General features: G+C 70.3%; 23 protein-coding genes, 1 tRNA gene and 1 pseudogene. 13 read left to right on the forward strand and 12 right to left on the reverse strand.

Features of this window, described 5'->3' with window-relative positions:
• Positions 1-55 precede the first annotated feature (55 nt).
• Positions 56-883 (reverse strand): class I SAM-dependent methyltransferase, encoded by an 828-nt coding sequence (locus tag DW299_RS09495; protein WP_136036439.1) that lies wholly within the window; start codon positions 881-883, stop codon positions 56-58.
• Positions 884-943: 60 nt separating this feature from the next.
• Between DW299_RS09495 and DW299_RS09500 the strand changes: the two genes are divergently transcribed.
• A complete protein-coding gene (locus DW299_RS09500) occupies positions 944-1,693 on the forward strand; it encodes a phosphoglyceromutase (protein ID WP_136031487.1) in 750 nt (249 codons plus the stop codon).
• Positions 1,694-1,768: 75 nt separating this feature from the next.
• On the opposite strand, the gene phoU is transcribed toward DW299_RS09500, so the two are convergent.
• Positions 1,769-2,464, reverse strand: a complete 696-nt coding sequence (gene phoU / locus DW299_RS09505; RefSeq protein ID WP_136031489.1) for a phosphate signaling complex protein PhoU — start codon at positions 2,462-2,464, stop codon at positions 1,769-1,771.
• A gap of 211 nt (positions 2,465-2,675) precedes the next feature.
• Here phoU and DW299_RS09510 point away from each other — a divergent pair, with 211 nt between their 5' ends.
• Both DW299_RS09510 and DW299_RS09515 read left to right on the forward strand, forming a co-directional pair.
• Positions 2,676-3,896: a sensor histidine kinase gene (locus DW299_RS09510; RefSeq protein ID WP_136036440.1), complete on the forward strand. Its 1,221-nt coding sequence runs from the start codon at positions 2,676-2,678 to the stop codon at positions 3,894-3,896.
• A complete protein-coding gene (locus DW299_RS09515; RefSeq protein WP_136031492.1) occupies positions 3,893-4,576 on the forward strand; it encodes a response regulator in 684 nt (227 codons plus the stop codon). Before DW299_RS09510 ends, DW299_RS09515 begins: the two co-directional genes overlap by 4 nt.
• Positions 4,577-4,636: 60 nt before the next feature.
• Here DW299_RS09515 and DW299_RS09520 read toward each other — a convergent pair whose 3' ends face one another.
• Positions 4,637-5,110 carry a DNA modification methylase gene (locus tag DW299_RS09520; protein ID WP_136031494.1) on the reverse strand — a complete coding sequence of 158 codons (474 nt, stop codon included), beginning with the start codon at positions 5,108-5,110 and terminating at the stop codon, positions 4,637-4,639.
• 134 nt (positions 5,111-5,244) lie between these two features.
• Here DW299_RS09520 and DW299_RS09525 point away from each other — a divergent pair, with 134 nt between their 5' ends.
• The 5 genes from DW299_RS09525 to DW299_RS09545 all read left to right on the forward strand — a co-directional run bounded on the left by DW299_RS09525 (position 5,245) and on the right by DW299_RS09545 (position 10,138).
• A complete protein-coding gene (locus tag DW299_RS09525; RefSeq protein WP_136031496.1) occupies positions 5,245-5,727 on the forward strand; it encodes a CarD family transcriptional regulator in 483 nt (160 codons plus the stop codon).
• A gap of 68 nt (positions 5,728-5,795) precedes the next feature.
• Positions 5,796-7,022, forward strand: coding sequence for a 2-C-methyl-D-erythritol 4-phosphate cytidylyltransferase (gene ispD, locus DW299_RS09530; RefSeq protein WP_136036441.1), 1,227 nt, complete (start codon positions 5,796-5,798; stop codon positions 7,020-7,022).
• A gap of 59 nt (positions 7,023-7,081) precedes the next feature.
• Positions 7,082-8,482, forward strand: coding sequence for a cysteine--tRNA ligase (gene cysS, locus DW299_RS09535; protein WP_136036442.1), 1,401 nt, complete (start codon positions 7,082-7,084; stop codon positions 8,480-8,482).
• Complete coding sequence (gene rlmB, locus DW299_RS09540; protein ID WP_136036443.1) at positions 8,475-9,476, forward strand: 23S rRNA (guanosine(2251)-2'-O)-methyltransferase RlmB; 1,002 nt, start codon at positions 8,475-8,477, stop codon at positions 9,474-9,476. The genes cysS and rlmB overlap by 8 nt, the downstream gene beginning before the upstream one ends.
• Positions 9,477-9,496: 20 nt before the next feature.
• Positions 9,497-10,138 (forward strand): NAD(P)-dependent oxidoreductase, encoded by a 642-nt coding sequence (locus DW299_RS09545; RefSeq protein WP_136031504.1) that lies wholly within the window; start codon positions 9,497-9,499, stop codon positions 10,136-10,138.
• Positions 10,139-10,147: 9 nt separating this feature from the next.
• Here the strand turns inward: DW299_RS09545 and DW299_RS09550 are convergent, their stop codons facing one another.
• Positions 10,148-11,452, reverse strand: a complete 1,305-nt coding sequence (locus tag DW299_RS09550; RefSeq protein WP_136031506.1) for a DUF4032 domain-containing protein — start codon at positions 11,450-11,452, stop codon at positions 10,148-10,150.
• Between the two features lie 72 nt (positions 11,453-11,524).
• Positions 11,525-12,628, reverse strand: a complete 1,104-nt coding sequence (locus DW299_RS09555) for an ABC transporter ATP-binding protein (RefSeq protein ID WP_136031508.1) — start codon at positions 12,626-12,628, stop codon at positions 11,525-11,527.
• A 228-nt stretch (positions 12,629-12,856) separates the two neighbouring features.
• Between DW299_RS09555 and DW299_RS09560 the strand changes: the two genes are divergently transcribed.
• Complete coding sequence (locus tag DW299_RS09560) at positions 12,857-13,810, forward strand: DsbA family protein (protein WP_136031511.1); 954 nt, start codon at positions 12,857-12,859, stop codon at positions 13,808-13,810.
• A gap of 39 nt (positions 13,811-13,849) precedes the next feature.
• Positions 13,850-13,922, forward strand: a tRNA-Thr gene (locus DW299_RS09565).
• Positions 13,923-13,977: 55 nt separating this feature from the next.
• Here the strand turns inward: DW299_RS09565 and DW299_RS09570 are convergent.
• From DW299_RS09570 to DW299_RS19705, 3 genes and pseudogenes are all read right to left on the reverse strand, one after another.
• Positions 13,978-14,715 carry a metallophosphoesterase gene (locus DW299_RS09570; RefSeq protein ID WP_136036444.1) on the reverse strand — a complete coding sequence of 246 codons (738 nt, stop codon included), beginning with the start codon at positions 14,713-14,715 and terminating at the stop codon, positions 13,978-13,980.
• The gene (locus DW299_RS09575; protein ID WP_240745366.1) at positions 14,712-15,092 is read right to left on the reverse strand and encodes an LmrA/YxaF family transcription factor; all 381 of its coding nucleotides are present in this window, start codon (positions 15,090-15,092) and stop codon (positions 14,712-14,714) included. Before DW299_RS09575 ends, DW299_RS09570 begins: the two co-directional genes overlap by 4 nt.
• 36 nt (positions 15,093-15,128) lie before the next feature.
• Positions 15,129-15,281 (reverse strand): annotated as a pseudogene (locus DW299_RS19705) (TetR/AcrR family transcriptional regulator); the annotation flags it as partial.
• A gap of 184 nt (positions 15,282-15,465) precedes the next feature.
• On the opposite strand from DW299_RS19705, the gene ppk2 reads away from it, so the two are divergent.
• Positions 15,466-16,269: a polyphosphate kinase 2 gene (ppk2, locus tag DW299_RS09580; protein WP_240745367.1), complete on the forward strand. Its 804-nt coding sequence runs from the start codon at positions 15,466-15,468 to the stop codon at positions 16,267-16,269.
• Between the two features lie 62 nt (positions 16,270-16,331).
• Entirely contained in the window at positions 16,332-17,288 is a 957-nt protein-coding gene (locus tag DW299_RS09585; RefSeq protein WP_136036451.1) for an aldo/keto reductase, read from the forward strand.
• Positions 17,289-17,292: 4 nt separating this feature from the next.
• Here DW299_RS09585 and DW299_RS09590 read toward each other — a convergent pair whose 3' ends face one another.
• Genes DW299_RS09590 through DW299_RS09605 form a run of 4 tightly spaced genes read right to left on the reverse strand, consistent with a single transcriptional unit; the run spans position 17,293 to position 20,965 of the window.
• A complete protein-coding gene (locus DW299_RS09590) occupies positions 17,293-17,970 on the reverse strand; it encodes a response regulator (protein ID WP_136036446.1) in 678 nt (225 codons plus the stop codon).
• Positions 17,967-19,235: a sensor histidine kinase gene (locus tag DW299_RS09595; RefSeq protein WP_136036447.1), complete on the reverse strand. Its 1,269-nt coding sequence runs from the start codon at positions 19,233-19,235 to the stop codon at positions 17,967-17,969. The genes DW299_RS09590 and DW299_RS09595 overlap by 4 nt, the downstream gene beginning before the upstream one ends.
• 9 nt (positions 19,236-19,244) lie before the next feature.
• Positions 19,245-20,057 (reverse strand): ABC transporter permease, encoded by an 813-nt coding sequence (locus tag DW299_RS09600; protein WP_136036448.1) that lies wholly within the window; start codon positions 20,055-20,057, stop codon positions 19,245-19,247.
• The gene (locus DW299_RS09605; protein ID WP_136036449.1) at positions 20,054-20,965 is read right to left on the reverse strand and encodes an ABC transporter ATP-binding protein; all 912 of its coding nucleotides are present in this window, start codon (positions 20,963-20,965) and stop codon (positions 20,054-20,056) included. Before DW299_RS09605 ends, DW299_RS09600 begins: the two co-directional genes overlap by 4 nt.
• Positions 20,966-21,175: 210 nt before the next feature.
• On the opposite strand from DW299_RS09605, the gene DW299_RS09610 reads away from it, so the two are divergent.
• A complete protein-coding gene (locus tag DW299_RS09610) occupies positions 21,176-22,087 on the forward strand; it encodes a DMT family transporter (protein WP_136031603.1) in 912 nt (303 codons plus the stop codon).
• Positions 22,088-22,168: the final 81 nt, after the last annotated feature.

The following is a 22,168-nucleotide window of genomic DNA, read 5'->3' on the forward strand; positions in this document are numbered from 1 at the left end:
CTCCGCGCCGGACCCGCGCCGCACCTCGCCGTCCGCCTGAGCGGGCGTCCCGGCGTCAGGTCGGGCGCGGGGCGACCGCGTCCCACGGCAGCGTGAGCTCTCCGAGACGCCAGCGCGTGCGGCCGCCCTGCACAGGCCACCCCTGGTCGCGCAGCGCGGACACGGCCGCGAGGAACCGCTGCGTGGCGCCGAAGGTCGACAGGGGAGCCGCGCGGTCCCACTCCCGGTCGAGCTCGGTGAGCAGCGCGTGGATGCGCTCGCCGGGGACGTTGCGATGGATCAGCGCCTTGGGCAGCCGCTCCGCCACGATGCTCGGACGCTCGAGTCCCTCCAGTCGCAGCGAGATCGTGAGGCGCAGCGCCGATCCACCCCGGTCCACGTCGACCCAGCTGGCGATGCGGCCGATCTCGTCGCACGTCCCCTCCACGAGCAGGCCGCCGGGGGCGAGGCGCGCCGCCATCGTGCGCCAGGCCGCGGGGACCTCGGGCTCGTCGTACTGCCGGAGCACGTTCATGGCGCGGATCACGGCGGCGCGGCGGTCGCCCGGCAGCGGCACCTCGAAGCCCCCACGCGCGAACGACACCCGCAGATCCGGCGGGAATCCCGTCCGACCCGCCCGGACCTCGGCGAGCTGTCGCGTGGCCGTGGCGACGCGCGCCGGATCGATCTCCAGGCCGAGCACCTCCGCGTCGGGACGGACCCGGCGCAGGCGCGCGGCGAGCTCGAGCGCCGTGACCCCGCTGGCGCCGTAGCCGAGGTCGACCACGAGCGGATCATCCGCGCGACGCAACGCGGTGCTCGCGGCGATCCAGCGGTCGTTGCGGCGCAGCCGGTTGGTCCCGGTCGTGCCACGGGTCGGCTGGCCGAGCGGAGATGACGCCATGCGTCCATCCTCTCCCGTGCCCGGCGCAGTCCGATCCACGGCCGCGGATAAACTGGCCGCATGACTGCGAAGCGCACCCTGATCCTGCTCCGCCACGGGCAGAGCGAGTGGAACGAACTGAACCTCTTCACCGGCTGGGTGGACGTCCGCCTGACCGAGCAGGGCAAGGGCGAGGCCCGTCGCGGCGGTGAGCTGCTCGCCGAGTCCGGCATCCTCCCCGACGTGCTGCACACCTCGCTGCTGAGCCGAGCGATCCAGACCGCCGACATCGCGCTGGACGCGGCCGACCGGCTGTGGATCCCGGTCACGCGCTCGTGGCGACTCAACGAGCGGCATTACGGCGCGCTGCAGGGCAAGGACAAGGCGCAGACGCTGGAGGAGTTCGGTCCAGAGCAGTTCCAGCTGTGGCGCCGTTCGTTCGACGTGCCGCCGCCCCCGCTCGACGACGCGAGCGAGTTCAGCCAGGTGAACGACCCCCGGTACGCGCACATCGACGGTGAGGTGCCGCGCACGGAGTCGCTCAAGCTTGTGATCGACCGTCTGCTGCCGTACTGGGAGACCGCGATCGTGCCCGACCTCGAGGCCGGCAAGACGGTGCTGGTCACCGCGCACGGGAACTCGCTGCGCGGGCTCGTGAAGCACCTCGAGGGCATCAGCGACGACGACATCGCCGCGCTCAACATCCCCACCGGCATCCCGCTGGTCTACGAGCTCGACGAGAACAACGCGCCCACCGGCCCCGGCCGCTACCTCGACCCCGAGGCCGCCGCCGCCGGTGCCGCCGCCGTGGCCGCGCAGGGCAAGAAGTAACGCGCACGCCCCGACGCGAGAGACCCCCTGCCGCCGGTCGGCGCAGGGGGTCTCTCGCGTACGAGGGGCGACGCGTCAGGCGTGTCCGAGCTCCTGCTGCTCCACGGCGAGGGCGATGTCCTCCTCCTCGACGTGCCAGTCGCCCGTCGCCAGGTACACGACCTTCTTCGCGACGGCGACCGCGTGGTCGGCGAAGCGCTCGTGGTAGCGGCTGGCCAGCGTGGCGTCGACGGTGGCGACCGCCTCGCCCTTCCAGTTGTCGCTGAGCACCTTCTCGAACACGCTGGCGTGCAGCTCGTCCACGTCGTCGTCGGCGTTGCGGATCTGGTCGGCGAACTTCAGGTCCTGGGTGCGCAGCAGCTCGGCGAGCGTGCGCGAGATCTCGACGTCGAGCTCGCCCATCCGCACGAAGGTGCCCTTGAGGCCCTTCGGGATGGCGCGCTCGGGGAAGCGCAGCCGGGCGAGCTGTGCGATGTGCTCGGACATGTCGCCCATGCGCTCCAGGGAGGCGCTCACGCGCAGCGCGGTGACGACGATGCGCAGGTCGCGCGCGACCGGCTGCTGGCGGGCGAGGATCTCGATGGCCTGCTCGTCGAGCGCGACAGCCAGCTCGTCGATCTTCGCGTCGTCGGCGATGACCTCCTCGGCCAGGGCGACGTCGCTGGTGGCGAACGCGCGCGTCGCCTTGTCGATCGAGACGGTGACGAGGTCGGCGATCTCGACGAGGCGGGACTGCAGGTCCTCGAGGGACTGGTGGAAGACTTCGCGCATGGGGGCGCAACCTTTCGTTCGGATCTCTGCTGAGTCGTCAGCGCGAGGCGGCGGGGCGTCCGCACGAGTTCGGGCCTGTGCGCAGGCCTGAAGCGATTGTCTGCTCCGAAGGTTAACGAACGGTGCCCAGCGAGTGAATAGTACGTCTCGCCTCCCCGTCACGGCGCGGAAACCCGCCGGACGGGCGGTGAACGCGCTCTACGCTGGAGTCATGACCCTGCCGCAGCTCGCGCTGTCCTCCCTTGCCATCGGGCTGGTGATCGGCGTCGGGATGTCGCTCCTGGTCGTCTGGGCCTACCGGGCGAGGGCGCGAGCGGAGGAGGAGACGTCGACGTCGATCCCGCAGGGGATCACGGATGTGCTCGGCAGCATGGACGACGCGGCCTGCGTCGTCGACGCCTCGGGACTCGTGCTCGCGACCTCGCGGGCGGCGGCGCGGTTCGGCATCGAGGTCGGTTCCACGCTGGAGAACCCGGAGCTGCGGCAGCTGGTGCGCGGCGTCCGTGCGTCGGGCGACACGGCGATGGAGTCGCTGCGCATCACTCGCGGAGGGCTCAGCCTCGATCCGCGCCTGGTGTCGGCACGGGCGAGTGCGATCGGGGCGCGCCTGGTGCTGCTGATCGTGCGGGATGTCACCGAGCAGGAGCGCCTGGACCAGATGCGTCGGGACTTCGTGGCGAACACGAGTCATGAGCTCAAGACCCCGGTGGGGGCGGTGAGCCTGCTCGCGGAGGCGATCGAGTCCGCCGCCGACGATCCCGCACAGGTGCGCGTCTTCGCGTCGCGCATCTCGGCGGAGGCCAACCGGCTCGGACAGCTCACCGGCCGCATCATGAGCCTGTCCCGCCTGCAGGCGGAGGACGGCCTGACGGAGGTCGGACCCGTCTCGATCGATGAGGTCATCGCCTCGTCCATCGAGGCGCACGTCGTGCAGGCCGATTCGGCGGGGGTGGAGCTTGCCCGCGGGGGCGACCGCGGCGTGTGGGTGCGCGGCGACGCGCAGATCCTCATCGAGGCGGTGGGCAACCTGATCGCCAACGCGATCGTGTACTCCCCGCGCGGCTCGCGCGTAGGTGTAGGGGTGCGGACCGACGACGACGTGGTCGAGATCGCCGTGTCCGATCAGGGCATCGGGATCGCGGAGGCCGACAGGGAGCGGATCTTCGAGCGCTTCTACCGTGCGGACGAGGCGCGCTCGCGCCGCACCGGCGGCACAGGGCTCGGACTGTCGATCGTGAAGCACGCCACGCAGCGCCACGGCGGCGAGGTGCGCCTGTGGTCCCGGCCGGGCCGTGGCTCCACCTTCACGATCCGTCTTCCGCAGATCGCCGCGCCGGCGAACGCCGATCGTGACAAGAAGAACAAGAAGAAGCGTGCGCGGAAAGCGGCCAGGTCGGCCGGCTCGCGCGTCCGAAACGGAGAGACCGCATGACCCGCATCCTTCTCGTCGAAGACGAGCCCGACCTCGCTGATCCCCTCGCGTATCTGCTGCGCCGCGAGGGGTACGAGGTGGAGATCGCCGAGGACGGTCCCGGTGCGATGGCGGCGTTCCGGGAGCGCGGTGCCGACATCGTGCTGCTGGACCTGATGCTGCCGGGGATGCCCGGCACCGAGGTGTGTCGTCAGATCCGGTCGACGTCGGCCATCCCGATCATCATGCTGACCGCGAAGGACTCCGAGGTCGACATCGTGGTGGGGCTCGAACTGGGCGCCGACGACTACATCACCAAGCCGTACTCGTCGCGGGAGCTGCTGGCCAGGATGCGGGCCGTTCTGCGTCGGGTCGTCCAGGCCGAGGGCGAGCTCGACGAGAGGGTGCTCGAGGGCGGACGCGTGTCGCTCGACATCGATCGCCACACGGTGTCGGTCGCGGGGGAGCAGATCAACATGCCGCTGAAGGAGTTCGAGCTCCTCGAGGTCCTGATGCGCAACTCCGGGCGCGTGCTCACGCGGGGGCAGCTGATCGACCGGGTGTGGGGGAGCGACTACTTCGGTGACACGAAGACGCTCGACGTGCACATCAAGCGGATCCGGTCCCGCATCGAGGAGAACCCGAGCGAGCCCGTGATGCTCGTGACCGTGCGCGGTCTGGGCTACCGCTTCGAGGGCTGACGACGGGGGACGCGAAGAGGCCGGCACCCGTGGGTGCCGGCCTCGTGCGTTCGTGCGGTGTCAGTCGCCCTCGGGGGCGAGGTCCGAGTAGTAAGGGAGGGTGCCGTCGAGCACGGGCACCGCGGTCGTGACGCCGGCCGAGTCGCCGGACTGGAAGTGGATGTCGACCGTGGCGCCGGGCTTCGTGTCGAGCCCGACGATGCGCAGCGGCTCCTCGTCGGAGCCGAGGCTGATGGTCTGGCCGGCGGAGACGGTGACCGTAAACGGGTCGACGCCCTCCAGGGTGATGGTGAGGGTGGCGCGGTCCTGCGTCGGGTTGACGATCGCGCCGACGAAGTTGCCGACGGAGCCGTCTTCGTTCGCGATGACCAGGGCGTTCCGCACGTCGATCGGGCCGTCCTTGTCGGAGACGTTCACGCCGTCGGAGGCCGCGTACTCGATCTTGGTCGACTGCGGCGTGATGAACGTGCACCCGGTCGCGCCGAGCAGAACGAGGGCGCTGATGGCGGCAGACGCGACAAGGCGCGATTTCACGGGTCCTCCTGAGGTCCGGCGGGATATCCGTACCCATTCTATGGGTATGTGTCAGCGGGGCGTGGACGAGGAAGCGCGAACCTTAGCGCATATCCCCTGTGGTATCCTTGAGGTTGCCGAAAGGACATGTTTTTATGCTTTTTGAGGTTGGCGAGACCGTCGTCTATCCGCACCATGGCGCTGCGACCATCATCGAGGTCAAGGAACGCGTCATCAAGGGCGAGACGAAGAAGTACCTGAAGCTCAACGTCACGCAGGGCGATCTCATCATCGAGGTCCCGGCCGAGAATGTCGACCTGGTCGGCGTTCGCGACGTGATCGGCAAGGAGGGCCTCGATCACGTGTTCGAGGTGCTGCGCGCTCCCTTCACGGAGGAGCCCACCAACTGGTCCCGTCGCTACAAGGCGAACCTGGAGAAGCTCGCCTCCGGCGATGTCATCAAGGTGAGCGAGGTCGTGCGCGACCTGTGGCGTCGCGACCAGGACCGCGGGCTTTCCGCCGGCGAGAAGCGGATGCTGGCGAAGGCTCGTCAGATCCTCATCTCGGAGCTGGCGCTGGCAGAGAAGATCGACGAGGACAAGGCGGGCACCCTGCTCGACGAGGTCCTCGCCTCCTGACTTCTTCACGACGAGAGGCGGGTGCTGCGGCACCCGCCTTTCGTCGTCTCCGCCGGTAACGTGAAGGCGTGAGCATCGTTCCCGTCCCGCACACCGCGATCATCATCGTCGCCGCCGGCTCCGGCACCCGACTGGAGGCGCGCGCCCCGAAGGCGTTCGTCGGCATCGACAATCGCACGATCCTGCGCCACGCCCTCGACGGGGTGTTCGCGGCGCAGCCCCTGCAGGTCATCGTGGTCGCGCCGGCCGGGCACGAGGGCGATGCGCAGACCGAGCTTCTCGCCGCCGCGGGCGACCGCGCCGATCTCGGCCGCGTGGTCACGGGAGGCGCCACCCGTCAGGAATCCGTCGCCGCGGGGTTGGCGGCTCTCTGGGGAGACGTGACGACGGTGCTCGTCCACGATGCGGCGCGGGCGCTCACCCCGCCGTCCGTCATCGATGCGGTCGCCGCGGCCGTCACGGCGCAGGCGGCCGCGCTTCCGGTGCTTCCCGTCGTCGACACCCTCAAGCGGGTGGACGGCGGCGTCGTGACCGGCACCGTCGACCGCTCCGAGCTCGCCGCGGCGCAGACGCCGCAGGGCTTCCCGCGCGACGCGCTCGAGGCGGCGTACGCGCGTGCCGCCGAGGAGGGCGCGGAGTACACGGACGACGCGGCGCTGTTCGCCGCGGCCGGTCACACGGTCCGCCTCGTCCCTGGTTCGGAACGATCGTTCAAGATCACCACTCCCGACGACCTCGAGCGTGCCAGGGCTCTCCTCGCGACGGCGCCCCCGAGCACGGGTGCTCGGCGAGACCGCGGCGCAGGCGCTCTACCGCGCGTGGGCGTCGGAACCGACGTGCACGCGTTCGGCGGCGAGGGCGACCTGTGGCTCGCCGGGCTGGAGTGGCCGGGCGAACAGCCGCTGTCGGGTCATTCCGACGGCGACGCGGTCGCGCACGCCATCGTCGACGCCCTGCTCGGCGCGGCGGGGCTGGGTGACATCGGCACCCACTTCGGCACGGCGCATCCGGAGTATGCGGGCGCGCACGCCGACGTGTTCCTGTCGGCGACGCGGCGGCTGCTCGCCGAAGCCGGCTTCTCGATCGGGAACGTCTCCGTGCAGTTCCAGGGCAACCGTCCGCGGTTCAGCGCCCGCCGTGTCGAGGCGGAGCGCACGCTGTCCGCGGCGCTCGGGGGCGCTCCCGTGTCGGTCACTGCGACGACGACCGACGCCCTGGGCTTCCCCGGCCGCGGAGAAGGCATCGCGGTCACGGCCGTCGCACTCGTGGTGCCGGTGGACGGCCCGCACCGCTGAGCCGAGCGTATCCGCGACACGATCAGGAGCGCCGCGCGCCCGCCGAGTAGGCTTGACCGGTGACCCTCCGCCTCTACGACACCCGCGCACAGCTGCTGCGCGACTTCGTGCCTCTCGACTCCGAGAACATCACGATGTACGTGTGCGGACCGACGGTGCAGTCCGGACCCCACATCGGTCACGTCAGGGCCGCGCTGAGCTTCGACCTGCTGCGCCGGTGGCTCGAGCACCGCTACGGTCGCGTCACGTTCGTGCGCAACGTCACCGACATCGACGACAAGGTGCTGCAGAACGCCACACCGGAGGAGCCGTGGTGGGCGCTGGCGTATCGGATGGAGCAGGAGTTCACCGCGGCGTATGCGGGCATCGGCATCCTGCCGCCCACCTACGAGCCCCGTGCCACGGCCTCGGTGCCGCAGATGCAGGAGCTGATCACGCGCCTCATCGACCGCGGCCACGCCTATCCCGCGCCCGACGGCTCCGGCGACGTCTACTTCGACGTGCGGTCGTGGGCGCAGTACGGCGCGCTCACGCATCAGTCGGTCGACGCGATGGAGGCGGCGGAGGATGCGGACCCCCGGGGCAAGCGCAATCCGCAGGACTTCGCGCTCTGGAAGGCGTCGAAGCCGGATGAGCCGGCCGACGCCACGTGGCGTTCGCCGTGGGGTCTCGGGCGACCGGGATGGCACATCGAGTGCTCGGCGATGTCGAAGCGCTACCTCGGCGACGAGTTCGACATCCACGGCGGCGGGCTCGACCTCCGCTTCCCCCACCATGAGAACGAGCTCGCGCAGTCGACGGCGGCGGGGGACGGCTTCGCGCGGTACTGGGTGCACAACGGCCTGGTGACGGTGGACGGGCAGAAGATGTCGAAGTCGCTCGGCAACTTCACGCTCGCCCGTGACGTGCTCGACGCGCACGACCCGCTGGTGGTGCGCTATGCGCTCGCCGCCGCGCACTACCGCTCGAGCCTCGACCTGTCGGAGTCCTCGTGGGCGGAGGCGGAGGCGGCCCTCGGTCGTATCCGTACCTTCCTGGAGCGGTCGGCGCGTGTCGCGGAGGTGGACGCCGCCGAGAGTCGCGAAGACCTGCCGCCGGCCTTCGCCGCTGCGATGGACGACGATCTCGGCGTTCCCCAGGCGCTCGCGGTCGTGCACGAGACCGTGCGGGCGGGAAACTCCGCGCTCGACGCGGGAGACCGCGACGCAGCCGCGCAGGCGGCGCGCGCGGTGTCGGCGATGACGTCGGTGCTCGGTCTCCGACCGAGCGACGCCACGGCCGCGGACGACGCCCGGGCGGGCGCACTGGACGCGCTGGTGCAGGAGATGATCACGCAGCGTGCGCAGGCGCGGGCGGACAAGGATTGGGCGGCGGCGGATCGCATCCGTGATGCGATCGCTGCCGCAGGAATCACGCTGGAGGACACTCCGGCCGGAACTCATTGGAGCATCGATGACTAAGCCAGGGCGCCCCGGCGCGAGCAAGGGCAAGAAGAAGGGCCCCACGAAGGGCACCGGTGGTCTCGGGCGCAAGGCGCTCGAGGGCCGCGGTCCCACCCCGAAGGCGGAGGACCGCGCATGGCACCCGGCCGGGAAGCGCAAGGCCGCGGCCGAGCGCTACGCCGCGGCGGGCGGTAAGGGCAAGCTCGGCGGGCGCCCGTCGGGTGGCAGCCCCAACCGCACGGCCCGTGCCAAGGACAACACCACCGACACCGAGACGGTGACCGGCCGCAACTCGGTGCTGGAGGCGCTGCGGGCCAAGATCCCGGCGTCGGCGATGTACATCGCGCAGCGCGTTGAGATGGACGATCGCGTCAAGGAGATGCTGTCGATCGCGACTCACCGCGACATCCCGGTGCTGGAGGTCACACGCCAGGAGCTCGACCGCATGGCGGGTTTCGACGGCGTGCACCAGGGCGTCGCGCTGAAGGTGCCGCCGTACGAGTACGCGCACCCGCAGGATCTGCTCGAGCAGGTCATCGACCGCGGGGAGACGCCGCTGTTCGTGGCGCTCGACGGCGTGACCGACCCGCGCAACCTCGGCGCGATCATCCGCTCGACGGCGGCGTTCGGCGGCCACGGCATCATCCTGCCGCAGCGCCGTTCCGCCGGTGTCAACTCGGCGGCGTGGAAGACCAGTGCCGGTGCCGCCGCGCGCATCCCCGTCGCCCTCGCGACGAACCTCACCACGCAGCTCAAGGAGTTCAAGAAGCAGGGCGTGTTCGTGCTGGGGCTCGACGGCGATGGAGATGTGTCGCTGCCCGAGCTGCAGCTCGCGGATCGACCGGTCGTGATCGTCGTCGGCTCCGAGGGCAAGGGCCTGTCGCGTCTGGTGACCGAGACCTGCGACCAGATCGTCTCCATCCCCATCTCGGCGGCGACGGAGTCGCTGAACGCCGGGATCGCCGCGTCGGTCGCCCTGTACCAGGTGTCGACCGTCCGCGCGGCGGACTGACCGCACGAGAAAGGCAGAGCATGGCGCGCATCATCGTCCTCGGAGGAACCGGTTACGCCGGACGGCACATCGTGTCGGAGGCGGTGAGCCGCGATCATGCGGTCGTCGCGATCTCCCGCACGACGCCGTCCGACCCGGTCGCCGGCGCCGCATACGTGCAGGGATCGGCCCTGGACGCGGCGTCGCTGCGGGAGGCTTTCGCGGGTGCGGATGCCGTGGTGTCCGCGCTGTCGCCCCGCGGTGACATGGAGGATCGGGTGCTCGAGGCCCTCACCACGGTGATCGGCGTGCTCGCCGGGACCGAGACACGGCTCGGTGTGGTCGGCGGTGCCGGCGGCAGCCTGGTCGCTCCGGAGGGGCCGAGGCTCTTCGACCTCGACTTCCCGGAGGAGTACAAGCACGAGGCGCAGGTGGGCATCGACTCGCTCGCGCTGCTCGAGGAGACCGATCCCGCGCTGGACTGGTTCTTCGTGCACCCCGCCGAGGTCTTCGGCCCCTGGGCCGAGGGGGAGCGGACGGGTCGCTACCGCGACGGCGGCGACGTGCTGGTGCGCGACGAGGAGGGGAAGTCGTACATCTCCGGCGCGGACTTCGCCGTGGCCGTCGTGGACGAGATCGAGCAGGGCAACCACCACCGCGAGCGGTTCACGGTCGGCTACTGAGGGCGGCGTTCAGACGAGGTCGCGCCAGTCGACCTCGTCCTCGTCATCGGCGAGCGAGAGCGTGCCGGTGATCACCGGGAGGCTCATGGTCTCGGTCGGCGGTCCCATGATGGTCGCTTCGTCGCGGCGGTGGCGCAGCACGTCGTTGATGTAGCTGGTCAGGACTTCCGCGAGGGGGATCGAGCGGCCCTGCGCCTGCGACAGGTACCAGCGGTGCTCCAACACCTGGTGGAACACCTCGGCGGGCTCCAGCTTGGCGCGCAGGTCGTAGGGGATGGCGCGGACGACGGGCTCGAACACGCGCGTGAGCCACTCATGCGCGTACATCTCCTCGTCCGCCCACTGCTTGGTCGAGCGGGCACGGAACTCGTCGAGGTCGTTGAGCAGGCGTCTCGCCTGGTTCTCCTCCACGTCGAGTCCCGTCAGCCGGATGAGGCGGCGCTGGTGGTGGCCGGCATCCACCACCTTCGGCTGGATCTCGACCACCGTCCCGTCGGCGGTCGTGGACATGGACATCTCGTCGATGTCGAAGCCGAGCGCGTTGAGGCGTTCGACGCGCTCGGTGATGCGCCATGTCTCGGCCGCTGAGAACGACTCCTGCGCCGTGAGCTCCGCCCAGAGCGAGCGGTAGGAGGACACGATGCCGTCGGCGATCGCGACCGCATCCACGCCGTGCTCGAGCCGCCCGCCCGCGGCGAGGTCCATGATCTCGCCCGCGATGTTCGTCCTGGCGAGGTCGAGGTCGTATGCGCGCTGGCCGTCCGTCAGGCCCTCCTCGTGCAGCTCGCCGGTCTCCGCGTCCACGAGGTAGGCCGCGAAGGCGCCGGCGTCGCGGCGGAAGAGGGTGTTCGACAGCGACACGTCGCCCCAGTAGAAGCCGACGTTGTGGAGTCGTACGAGGAGCAGGGCGAGCGCGTCGACGAGTCGCGTGGCGGTGTCAGGGCGGAGCACGCGCGTGAACAGGGCGCGGTAGGGCATAGAGAAGCGGAGGTGCGAGGTGACGAGCGCCGCGGGGAGGGGCTCGCCGGCGGCATCGGTGCGCCCGGCGATCACGGCGACCCTGGCGACGCAGGGGACGTCGAGGCGGGCGAGGTTGCCGAGCATGTCGTACTCGCGCTGCGCCATCGCGGCGGTGGTCTCCTTGACGGCGACGACCCGACCGGAGAGGTCCGCGAAGCGCACGAGATGCCGGGACAGCCCCTTCGGCAGCGACACGATGTGCTCGGACGGCCACTTGGCGAGGCTGGTCGACCAGGGCAGCGCGAGGAGCCCCGGGTCGACGGTGCTGGCGGTAATGCGCAGCGACTCCTGCATGGATGCTCCTGAGGGGAAACGAGCGCGGCGCGGGCGACCGAAGTCAGCCCGCGCCGCGGATGGTGTGTCCGATCAGGCGGAGACGACCGGCTTGTCGTTCAGGCGGTCGCCCGTCTCCTGGTCGAAGGCGTGCACGTGACCGGCGTTGGCCGCGAGGGTCACGGTCTCACCGGCGTTCGGGTGGTTGCGGCCGTCCACGCGGGCCACGAGGTCGGCGCGCTTGCCGTTGATCTCGGTGTGGCCGTAGAGGTAGCCGTCGGCGCCGAGCTCCTCGACGAGGTCGACGACGACCGACAGGCCCTTGCCGTCGGCCGGACCCACGGTGATGTCCTCGGGGCGGACGCCGACCGTGACCTGCGAGCCGTTGGCGCGGCCGACCGTGTCGCGGTCGAGCGGGACGACCTCGGTGCCGAAGCGCACGCCGCCGTCGGCGAGGTCCGCCGCGAACAGGTTCATGGCGGGGGAGCCGATGAAGCCGGCGACGAAGACGTTGTTCGGCTTCTCGTACAGGTCGCGCGGCGAGCCGACCTGCTGCAGCAGGCCGTCCTTCAGCACGGCGATCCGGTCGCCCATCGTGAGCGCCTCGGTCTGGTCGTGCGTGACGTAGACCGTGGTGACGCCGAGACGGCGCTGCAGCGACGCGATCTGCGTACGGGTCTGCACGCGGAGCTTGGCGTCGAGGTTCGACAGCGGCTCGTCCATGAGGAACACCTGCGGCTGACGGACGATGGCGCGGCCCATCGCGACGCGCTGACGCTGACCACCCGACAGGGCCTTCGGCTTGCGGGTCAGGTACTGCTCGAGGTCGAGGAGCTTGGCGGCCTCCAGGACACGGGCGGCGCGCTCCTCCTTGCCGACGCCGGCGATCTTGAGCGCGAAGCCCATGTTCTCGGCGACCGTCATGTGCGGGTACAGGGCGTAGTTCTGGAACACCATCGCGATGTCGCGGTCCTTCGGCGGCACGTCGGTGACGTCGCGGTCACCGATCAGGATGCGGCCGGAGTTGACCTCTTCGAGGCCGGCGAGCATGCGGAGCGAGGTGGACTTACCACAACCGGAAGGGCCGACGAGGACGAGGAATTCACCGTCGCCCACCTCGAGGTTGAGCTTGTCGACGGCCGGACGGGTTCCGCCGGGGTAGAGGCGGGTGGCCTCGTCGAAAGTCACAGATGCCATCGTGTTTCTCCTTCACCGGCAGGTACGTGCCGGACGATCCGTAGTGAATGAAGCGGCGGAGTGACCCGCCGTGACCCGCCATCGGGTCGGGTTCAGTATGGCACGATCGGCCGTACCTGGGTATTTCTCAGCCTCACTGACTAGCATCGAATCCGGCCGCGTTCTGCGGCGATCGTCGCCGGGCGACGGTCGGGGCCAACCCGGACCCCCCGAGACTCAAGAGGAACGATGTCGAGCGACGAAACGCCGAACGTCCCCGCACCTCGCAATTCCCGCGAGGTCGTGCGGGAGAAGGCCCAGAAGGTGCACGCCCAGCAGTCGAGGGCCCGCCTGATGAGACGGATCATCATCGGCGCGGTCGCGGTGATCGCCGTCGGGGCCATCGGCACCGCGGTGACCATGGCCGTGACGTCGCAGGTATCCAAGCCTCAGCTCAGCCCGAGCGGCATGGAGTCGGACGGCGTCGTGGTGACCGACATCTCGTCGATGGCCACCTCCGCCGAAGCCCCCGCCACGCCGACGCCGACGCCGTCCGAGGCCGGTGCCTCCGCTTCTCCCACGCCGGATCCGACCGCGTCTCAGGCTGTGGACGTGCACGTCTACGTCGACTATCTGTCGCCCGATGCGGGGAAGTTCGAGCGCGCGAACGCGCGACTGCTCGCGCAGTGGATCGAGGACGGCGCGGCGACAGTGAGCTATCACCCCGTCGCGCTGCTGACGGCCAGCTCCAACGGCACGAAGTACTCGCTGCGCTCGGCCGCAGCTGCGGCGTGCGTCGCGACGCACTCGCCCGACCAGTTCTACGCGTTCAATCACGACCTGCTCGACGATCAGCCCGAGGTCGGCAGCGACGGTCTCTCCGATCAGGAGCTGGCGAACCTCGCTGGAGCGGTCGGCGTCGACAACGGGAAGGTCGTCCGCAAGTGCATCGAGGAGGGCGACTTCGTGAACTGGGCGAAGGAAGCGACCACGCGGGCGCTCAAGGGTCCGCTCGCCGGTTCCGACGACCTGGTCCTCACCGCCGCGCCGATGATCGTCGTGAACGGCGAGGCCTATGTGGGGGCGCTCGACGACCCGCAGGAGCTGTCCACGTTCGTGATGTCGGTGGCGAGCGAGGCGTACTACGAGTCCACCTCGACCCCCACTCCGACGCCGTCGGCCACGTCGACGCCCGCGCCGTAATCGAGCGGCGCCTCCGCCATCGCTAAGCTGATGGCACCCGCCGACTTGGCGCAATTGGTAGCGCACCGTACTTGTAATACGGGGGTTACGGGTTCGAGTCCCGTAGTCGGCTCCGGACGGCAACGCCCGCCATCCCTGTATTTCCGGGGGATGGCGGGCGTTGCGTCTCACAGCTCGGCGGGGCTCAGGTAGTGGAACACGGTGCGGATGGCGGTGCCGTCGATGGTGTGAATGGCCAGCCCCGGCATCGCCGTGTCGTCGGCGATCGGATTGAGCCTGCTTCCCAGTCGCATCGTGGAGACGATGCCCGGGGCACCGAGCACCGGTACCCCGGCGAACGACGCGGCGAGGGCGGAGTGCACGTGCCCGGTCAGGACGCCGATGATTCGTGCGTTCCCCACGATCAGAGCCTCCAGGTCGCTCGTGTTCTCCAGGTTCCACCGGTCCGCGACGTCATGCCCGACAGGCACCGGTGGGTGATGCATCGTGAGAAGGACGGTGCCGGGGGCCGAGCTCGCTGCGTGCCGCGCGAAGTCGATCGTGTCCGGCGTGAGGTGGCCTTCGACGCGAGCATCGAGGTGCGAGTCCAGCCCGATGACGCGCACCTCGCCCACGTCGATGAAGCCCGACAGGGCCGGGTTGAGACCGGCCTGGGCCTGGGAGTGGAGCATCGTCTCGCTGTGGTCGTGATTCCCGGGTACGACGATCGTCGGTATGTCCACCGGGAGGGTCGCGAACAGTTGGGCGTACTCCTCGGCGGCGCCGTGGTCGGCAAGATCGCCGCTGAGGACGATCGCATCGACGTCGGGCAGGGAGGACACCGCTGCGAGCACTGCCTCGAGCCGGCGCAGTCGGTGCGGAGATGTGTCCAGATGCGGGTCGCTGAGGTGCGCGATCAGAGTCATGAGTCGCCCTCCGGTCGCTGGGGTGCGTCCGCGAGGCCGAGGAACCCGCGGACGGCGGCGCGCATCATCTCCTCGTCCCCCGTGGCTCGCGACAGGACATACCCGCCCTGGATCACCGCCACCGCGGCCGTAGCCCGGTCGCGCGCGACGCCCCCATCGAGCCCCTGCTCTTCGAAGACGTCGGCGACGAGACCGATGAGGTCGAGGAAGTAGCGGGCGACGGAGGCGCTGAGCTCCTCGTCGGCCGCGACGAAGGGGTCAGCCGTGAGGCGACCGATACGGCACCCCGAGGTCGCCTCGCGGGGACGTTCGAGGTACGCGGCGATCCTCGCTCGCGGCTCAGTGTGGGCGTTCAGGGCGTCGGAGGACGATGCCAACGCTTCATCCACCGAACGGCCGACGGCAGCGAGCGCCAGGTCGCGCTTCGAAGGGAAGTGGTGATAGAGGCTCCCGTGTCCCACACCGCTTCGCTCGATGACTTGCCGCGGGGTGGTCGCCGCCACCCCGTTGGCGGCATACAGCTGTTGCGCCGCGCGTAGCAGGGATTCCCTCGCATCTGTGCTCATAGAAGGATCATGCCATACCTAGAGGTAGGTATGGGGAGGTCGTGCGCCGCCGCGGTCGCGCCATTTGCGTAACACTTTGGCGAGTGTTATGTTACTTATGTGCAGGTGGCCGGCACCCCGCCCCGGCCACCTGCGCGCATCTGTTCAGGCCTCCTACGGCCGCCCCGTTCGCAGGAGGCTGACGATGGACGTTCCCGAGTGGCAGCAGGGCTACCCGTATTCGGAAAAGCTCTCCCGCGCGGAATACGAGACCGAGAAGCGCCTCCTCCAGATCGAGCTGCTCAAGCTGCAGGCGCATGTGAAGCACAGCGCGGAGCGGGTGTTGGTCCTGTTCGAGGGGCGCGACGCAGCCGGCAAGGGCGGGGCCATCAAGCGCTTCATGGAGCATCTCAACCCTCGCGGGGCCCGGGTCGTCGCTCTCGACAAGCCGACCGAAGCCGAGCGCACGCAGTGGTACTTCCAGCGGTACGTGGCCCATCTGCCGTCCGGCGGTGAGATGGTCCTCATGGACCGTTCCTGGTACAACCGCGCCGGGGTCGAGCGCGTCATGGGGTACTGCACCGATGAGGAGTACCAGGAGTTCCTCCGAACCGCTCCGGAATTCGAGCGGATGCTGGTGGGCTCGGGCATCCGGCTGATCAAGCTCTGGTTCTCGGTGGGTGAAGCGGAGCAGCGCCGCCGGTTCGACCGCCGTCGCGAGGATCCGGTGAAGCAGTGGAAGCTGAGCCCCACCGACATCGCGAGCATGGACAGGTGGGCCGACTACACCACGGCGAAGGAAGCGATGTTCTTCCACACGGACACCCCGGTCACGCCGTGGATCGTGGTGCGCTCGAACGACAAGAAGCGCGCGCGGCTCGAGGCCATCCGCTATGTGCTGTCGCGCTTCGAATACGACGGAAAGGACGCGCGGGTCGCACACGCGCCGGACAGCCGTCTCGTCGGGCGTCCGTCGCAGATCTACGACCAGGGCGAGTCCGCCGCGTAACGACGGTGACGGAGCGGCGTCACGCGGGAATGCCGAGTATCGCGATCGCGGTTGTGATGAGCATGACCCGCATCGGCAGCAGTGACCTCGACGTCTTCCCCCTCGCCCTCGGTGGCAACGTGTTCGGCTGGACCGTCGATCGCGACGCATCCTTCGCCGTCCTCGACGCCTATGTCGACGGTGGCGGCGACTTCATCGACACAGCGGACTCGTACAGTGCGTGGGTACCGGGGAATCGGGGCGGGGAGAGTGAGGAGATCATCGGGGAGTGGCTGGCTTCGCGCCGCCCGCGCGGTGTCGTCGTCGCGACCAAGGTGAGCCAGCATCCGGACTTCTCCGGGCTCTCCGCGACCACGGTGCGCGCCGCAGCGGAGGCGTCACTGTCGCGGCTGGGCGTCGACGAGCTGGACCTGTACTACGCGCACTTCGACGACGAGACCGTTCCGCTGGAGGAGACGGTCGCCGCGTTCGGCCAGCTGGTCAGCGACGGCCTCGTGCGACACGTGGGGGTGTCGAACTACTCGGCCGAGCGCATTCGCGAGTGGGTCGACATCGCCGGGCGGCTCGGGGTCGCGCAGCCGATCGCGATCCAGCCGCACTACAACCTCGTGCACCGCAACGCGGTGGAAGACACGATCATCCCGGTCGCCGAGGAGTTCGGACTCGGGCTGGTGCCTTACTACGCCCTGGCGAGTGGGTTCCTCACCGGGAAGTATCGCTCGACCGACGCCAGCGGCGAGGCGTCGCCGAGGGCCGCGGGTGCCGCCCGCTACGCCACCGACCAGGGCCTGCGCGTCCTCGACGCGCTCGGCGAGGTCGCGCACGCCCGCGGAACCTCGATCGCCGCGGTGTCGCTCGCCTGGCTCCGGGCCCAGCCGACCGTGGTCGCCCCGATTGCGAGCGCCCGCTCCGTGGATCAGGTGCCCGACCTGCTGGAGGGCGCACGGCTCGAGCTGTCGTCCGACGAGGTGCACCGTCTGAACGATGTCTCGGCGTGGACGCCGACCTCCGCCGCCTGAGTCGTCAGTCGCCGACGAGTCCGAGCCGATGCGCGAGGATGACCGCGTGGATGCGATCGCGGGCGTCGAGCTTGGACAGCACCCGGCCCACGTGCGTCTTGACGGTGGACTCGCCCACATAGAGAGCGCGCGCGATCTCGGCATTGGTCAGGCCCTGACCGATCGCCAGGAACACCTCCTGCTCCCGGTCGGTCAGCGAGGCGTAGCGGGACGCATCCGCGCGGTCGGGCTCCGCCGGTGTTCCGGATCCGAGCCGCGGCCCCACGTGCTCGAGCAGCAGGCGGGTGATGCGGGGGGAGAGCGCGGCGTCCCCGCGGTGCACGGCCCGCACCGCTGCGAGCATCTCGTGGCGCTGCGCGTCCTTGAGGAGGAACCCGCTCGCTCCCGCGCGGATCGCCCCGAACGCGTACTCGTCCAGGTCGAAGGTCGTGAGCACGAGCACGCGGGTCTCCGGGTGGTCGCGCACGATGGCCGACGTGGCGGCGATGCCGTCGAGTTCGGGCATCCGGATGTCCATGAGCACGAGGTCGGGCGCAAGGGCCGCGCTCTGGGCGATCGCCGCGCGGCCGTCCTTCGCCTCCCCGACGACCACGATGTCGGGTTCGGACTCGAGCACCATCCGGAAGCCGAGGCGGATCAGCTCCTGGTCGTCGACGAGGAGCACGCGGATCGGCGATGTCATGAGGGGTCCTCCGGGGTGGGTGTCGTCGCGGGGACGACCGGGCTGAGGGGCAGTCGGGCGTGCAGGCGCCATCGGCCGGGACCGTCCGGTCCGGAGTGCAGCCGGCCGTGGACATGCGCCGCGCGTTCGGTGAGTCCGCGGAGGCCGAAGCCGCCCGCGCCGACGTCGGTGCCGGAGACGCCGTCGTTGACCACCTCGACGCGGACCTCGTCGTCGGAATAGCCGATCGAGACACCGATCATCGAGACGGCAGGAGCGTGGCGCATGGCGTTCGTCACCCCCTCCTGCACGATCCGGCCCAGTGCGTGGGCGACGGACGGCGGGACGTCGGTGGTGCCCGTCACCGTGAGCGTCACCGGGTACCCCGCGCGCTGGGCGGCCTCGACCGTCTCCCGCGGCTGGGCGGGCTCGACCGGCGCGAGGGGGAGCGGCGAGTCGTCGTCGCGCAGCACGCCCAGCATCGATCGCATCTCCGTCAGCGCGCTCCTGGCCGTCTCGGCAGCGGTCGAGGCTGCCGCGCGGGCCTGCGTGTGATCGGGGGTCGCGGCCGCACCCTCCGACAGGGCGACGATCACCGTCAGCGAGTGCGACACGATGTCGTGCATCTCGCGGGCGATCCGCGCGCGCTCCGCGGCCGCCGCCAGCTGGGCCTGTTGATCGCGTTCGACCAGGAGTTGCCGCGATCGGTCGATCACCGCGTCGATGTATCGCTGGCGATTGCCGACGTTCACGCCGATCAGAGTGCCGATGAGACCGAGGACCACGGTGCTCAGGACCGTGTTGAGGCCCGACTGGAGGGTGACGCCACCGGTCAGCAGCAGCGCGCCGGCGACCGCCGACACCGCGGCGACACCCCAGCCGAAGGCCGCCCAGGCCGCGCGCGACGACCCGTGGACGGCGAGGGAGAAGCCCGCGATCAGGAGCAGCGGGCTGCTGCCCGGAGAACCCGCGAGCAGAAAGAACACGTCGAGTGCATACGCCGCGACCGCCGGGAGCAGCGGGAGCCGCCGCCGCCACAGCAGCGTGGCACAGGCGGCGAGGACGGCCAGGGGCCAGACGATCGCACGGACGACGGCCCACGGCTCCGGCAGAGCGTCCAGACGCGCGGCCGGTGTCAGCGTGAGCAGGACGCAGAGCGCCGTGAGGAGGACGTCGGCGACCACGGGGTGCCGCGCCCAGAAACGTCGGAACACCCCGGGCGGACGCGGAAGCCGCAGCTCCTCGTCCTCACGGATCGAGTCGCTGCGGCTGCGCGTTCTCCTCACGGGCCGACTCTACGCGTCGCGCGTGCGCAGGACCGCCCATGCGGCCAGCAGCGCTCCGACCACCCAGCAAGCGAGCGTCAGAAAGGCGACGGGGGCCTCGAGCGCCGCTCCCTCACCCGGGAGGATCGCGCTCTGCGCGGCCGCCACCGGAAGATAGGTCGCGGCGTCCACCACCCACGCCCACGCCTCACCGGCCATCGAGAAGAAGTTCCCGACGATCGGCAGCACGAACAGCAGGCCGACCGTCGCGGCGATCGCGCCGGCGCCCGAGCGCAGGATGAACCCGAACGCGACGCCGATCAGTGCGAACACCGACATCGACAGGGATGCGACCAGGATCGGCAGGAACGACGCCGACGGGTCGGACCAGTCGATGCTCTGATCGCGGGAACCGACGATCATCCCGACCGCCACGGCCGCGACACCGAAGATCACGAGCGAGGACACGAACAGGAACAGCGCCAGCACGAGCGACTTCGCGAGCAGGACGGCCCCGCGCACCGGAACGGCCGTGAGCGTCGAGCGGATCATGCCGGTCGAGTACTCGCCGGTCACCGCGATCGCGCCGATGATGCCCGCCAACAGCATCGTGAACTGGATCGGCATGACCACGGCCTGGATGGGGTCGAACCCCGGAACGTCCACCGCCTGGGCGATCAGCATGGCGATGCCGATCGTGAGGACGGCGGCGATCGCGATGGACCACCACGTGGAGCGCAGCGTGGTGAGCTTGATGGTCTCGCTGCGGACGGCCCGGAAGAAGGTGAGCCGGCGACCGGTGTCGACGCGCGGTGTCGTGGCGACGGGGGCCTGCGTGGTCATGAGAGCTCCTTCGTGCGGTACTCGACGGCGTCGCCGGTGAGAGCGAGATAGGCGTCCTCGAGAGAGCCGGTGGTGGGCGTGAGTTCGTGCAGGGGGATACCGCGTTCGGCAGCCAGGTCGCCGATGCGTGCGGCCGGGAGACCGACGATGTCGAGCAGATCCGGCGCGGAGCTGACGATCTCGACGTCCGGCGCCCCCACGGCCGCGGCGAGCTCCGCGGGACGCGGCGTGCGCACCCGAACGGTGTTCCTGGTCCACGAACGCACGAGGTCCGCGAGGGGAGCATCGGCGAGGACACGCCCGCGTCCCATCACGATCACGTGGTCGGCGGTCTGCGCCATCTCGCTCATCAGGTGGCTCGACAGCAGCACGGTCCGCCCCTCCGAGGCGGCGTGGCGCACGAACTGCCGCACCCAGCGCACACCCTCGGGGTCGAGACCGTTGACCGGCTCGTCGAGGATCAACGTGTGCGGGTCACCCAGTAGAGCCGAGGCGATGCCGAGGCGCTGGCCCATGCCCAGGGAGAACTTCCCGGCGCGCTTGCGGGCGACGGAGCCGATGCCGGCGAGGTCGATCACCTCGTCGACCCGCGAGTCGGGGATGCCGTGGGTCGCGGCCATCGCCCGCAGATGATTCCTGGCGCTGCGCCCGGTGTGCACGGCCTTCGCGTCGAGGAGCACCCCGACCTCGGTGAGCGGGGCGCGGAGCTTGCGGTATTCGCGCCCGCCGACGGCAGCGCGACCCGAGGTGGGCCGGTCGAGTCCGACGATCAGGCGCATGGTCGTCGACTTCCCGGCACCGTTCGGGCCGAGGAACCCGGTGACCGTGCCCGGCTGGACGGTGAACGACACGTCATCGACGGCCGTCTTGTCTCCGAACCTCTTGGTGAGGCCTTCTGCTGTGATCATGTCGCCCACGCTACGGACGGCGCCCGCCGCGCGCGTCCGCCCGCGGTACCTTTCCGCGCGCTCCGCATCCTCCCCCGGATGGATGAGAGACCGCTTGCGCCGGGGTGCCGCCCGCGCCACAATGCTGCGCCCGTGAGCGCCGTGAGCCGTCGGGCTCCGGGGCTCGGATAGGGTCGACGGGTGACAGACGCCCGTCGACTCCCCGCGCCCCTGGCCCTCGGCGGAGCCGTCGCCATCGGCGTCATGACCGCCATCCAGGCGCGGATCAACGGGGTGCTGGGCGTACGGGTCGACAACGGCATCGTCGCGGGCTTCCTCTCCTTCTCGGTCGGGCTCGTGGCTCTCGCGGTCGTGATCGCGCTCCTGCCGTTCGCCCGTCGCGGTGCCGTACGGCTATGGCGGGGGATCCGCGGGCGCTCCGTCCCGTTCTGGATGCTCCTCGGCGGCGCGTGCGGGGCCCTCACGGTCTCGACGCAGGGGCTCACAGCGGGCGTCCTCGGCGTCTCGCTGTTCACGGTCGGCGTGGTGGCGGGGCAGACGCTCCACGGCCTGGTGCTGGACCGGATCGGCTTCGGGCCCGCGGGCGTCGTCGCGGTGACCCCCGGTCGCCTGCTCGGTGGGGCGCTGGCGCTCGCCGCGGTCGCGATCTCCCTGTCGGGCGACGTCCTGGCGTCCGCTCCGCTGTGGATGCTGGTGCTGCCGTTCCTCGCGGGAGTGGGCATCGCCTGGCAGGCTGCGACCAACGGGCGTTTGGCGCAGCGCGTGCAGTCGCCCATTGCCGCCACGCTCATGAGCTTCATCGCCGGGACGGTCGTGCTCGCGGTCGCCGCGGCCCTGAGCGTCGCGCTGCGCGGAGCGCCGGACCCCCTCCCGGCCGAGCCGTGGCTCTACCTCGGGGGGTTCCTCGGTGCCGCGTACATCCTGCTCGGCGCGTTCATCGTGGCTCACACGGGTGTGCTGCTGATGGGGCTCGGCTCGGTGCTGGGCCAGCTGGTGACCTCGGTGGTGATCGACGTGCTGTGGCCTGCGGAGGCGGGACCGGCGCTGTGGCAGGTGATCGCGATGGTCGTCGTCGCGGTGGCGTCGGTCGTCGTGGCAGTGCCGCGGCGTCGTCGCCGGTGACTACGCGGGGTTCTCCTTCGCGGCCTTCTTCTTCGCCTTCTTGGCGGCCTTCTTCGCCTTCTTCTTCGCCTTCTTGGCGGC

The organism is Microbacterium sp. K35, from assembly GCF_004794375.1.
GTDB classification, from domain to species: domain Bacteria; phylum Actinomycetota; class Actinomycetes; order Actinomycetales; family Microbacteriaceae; genus Microbacterium; species Microbacterium sufflavum.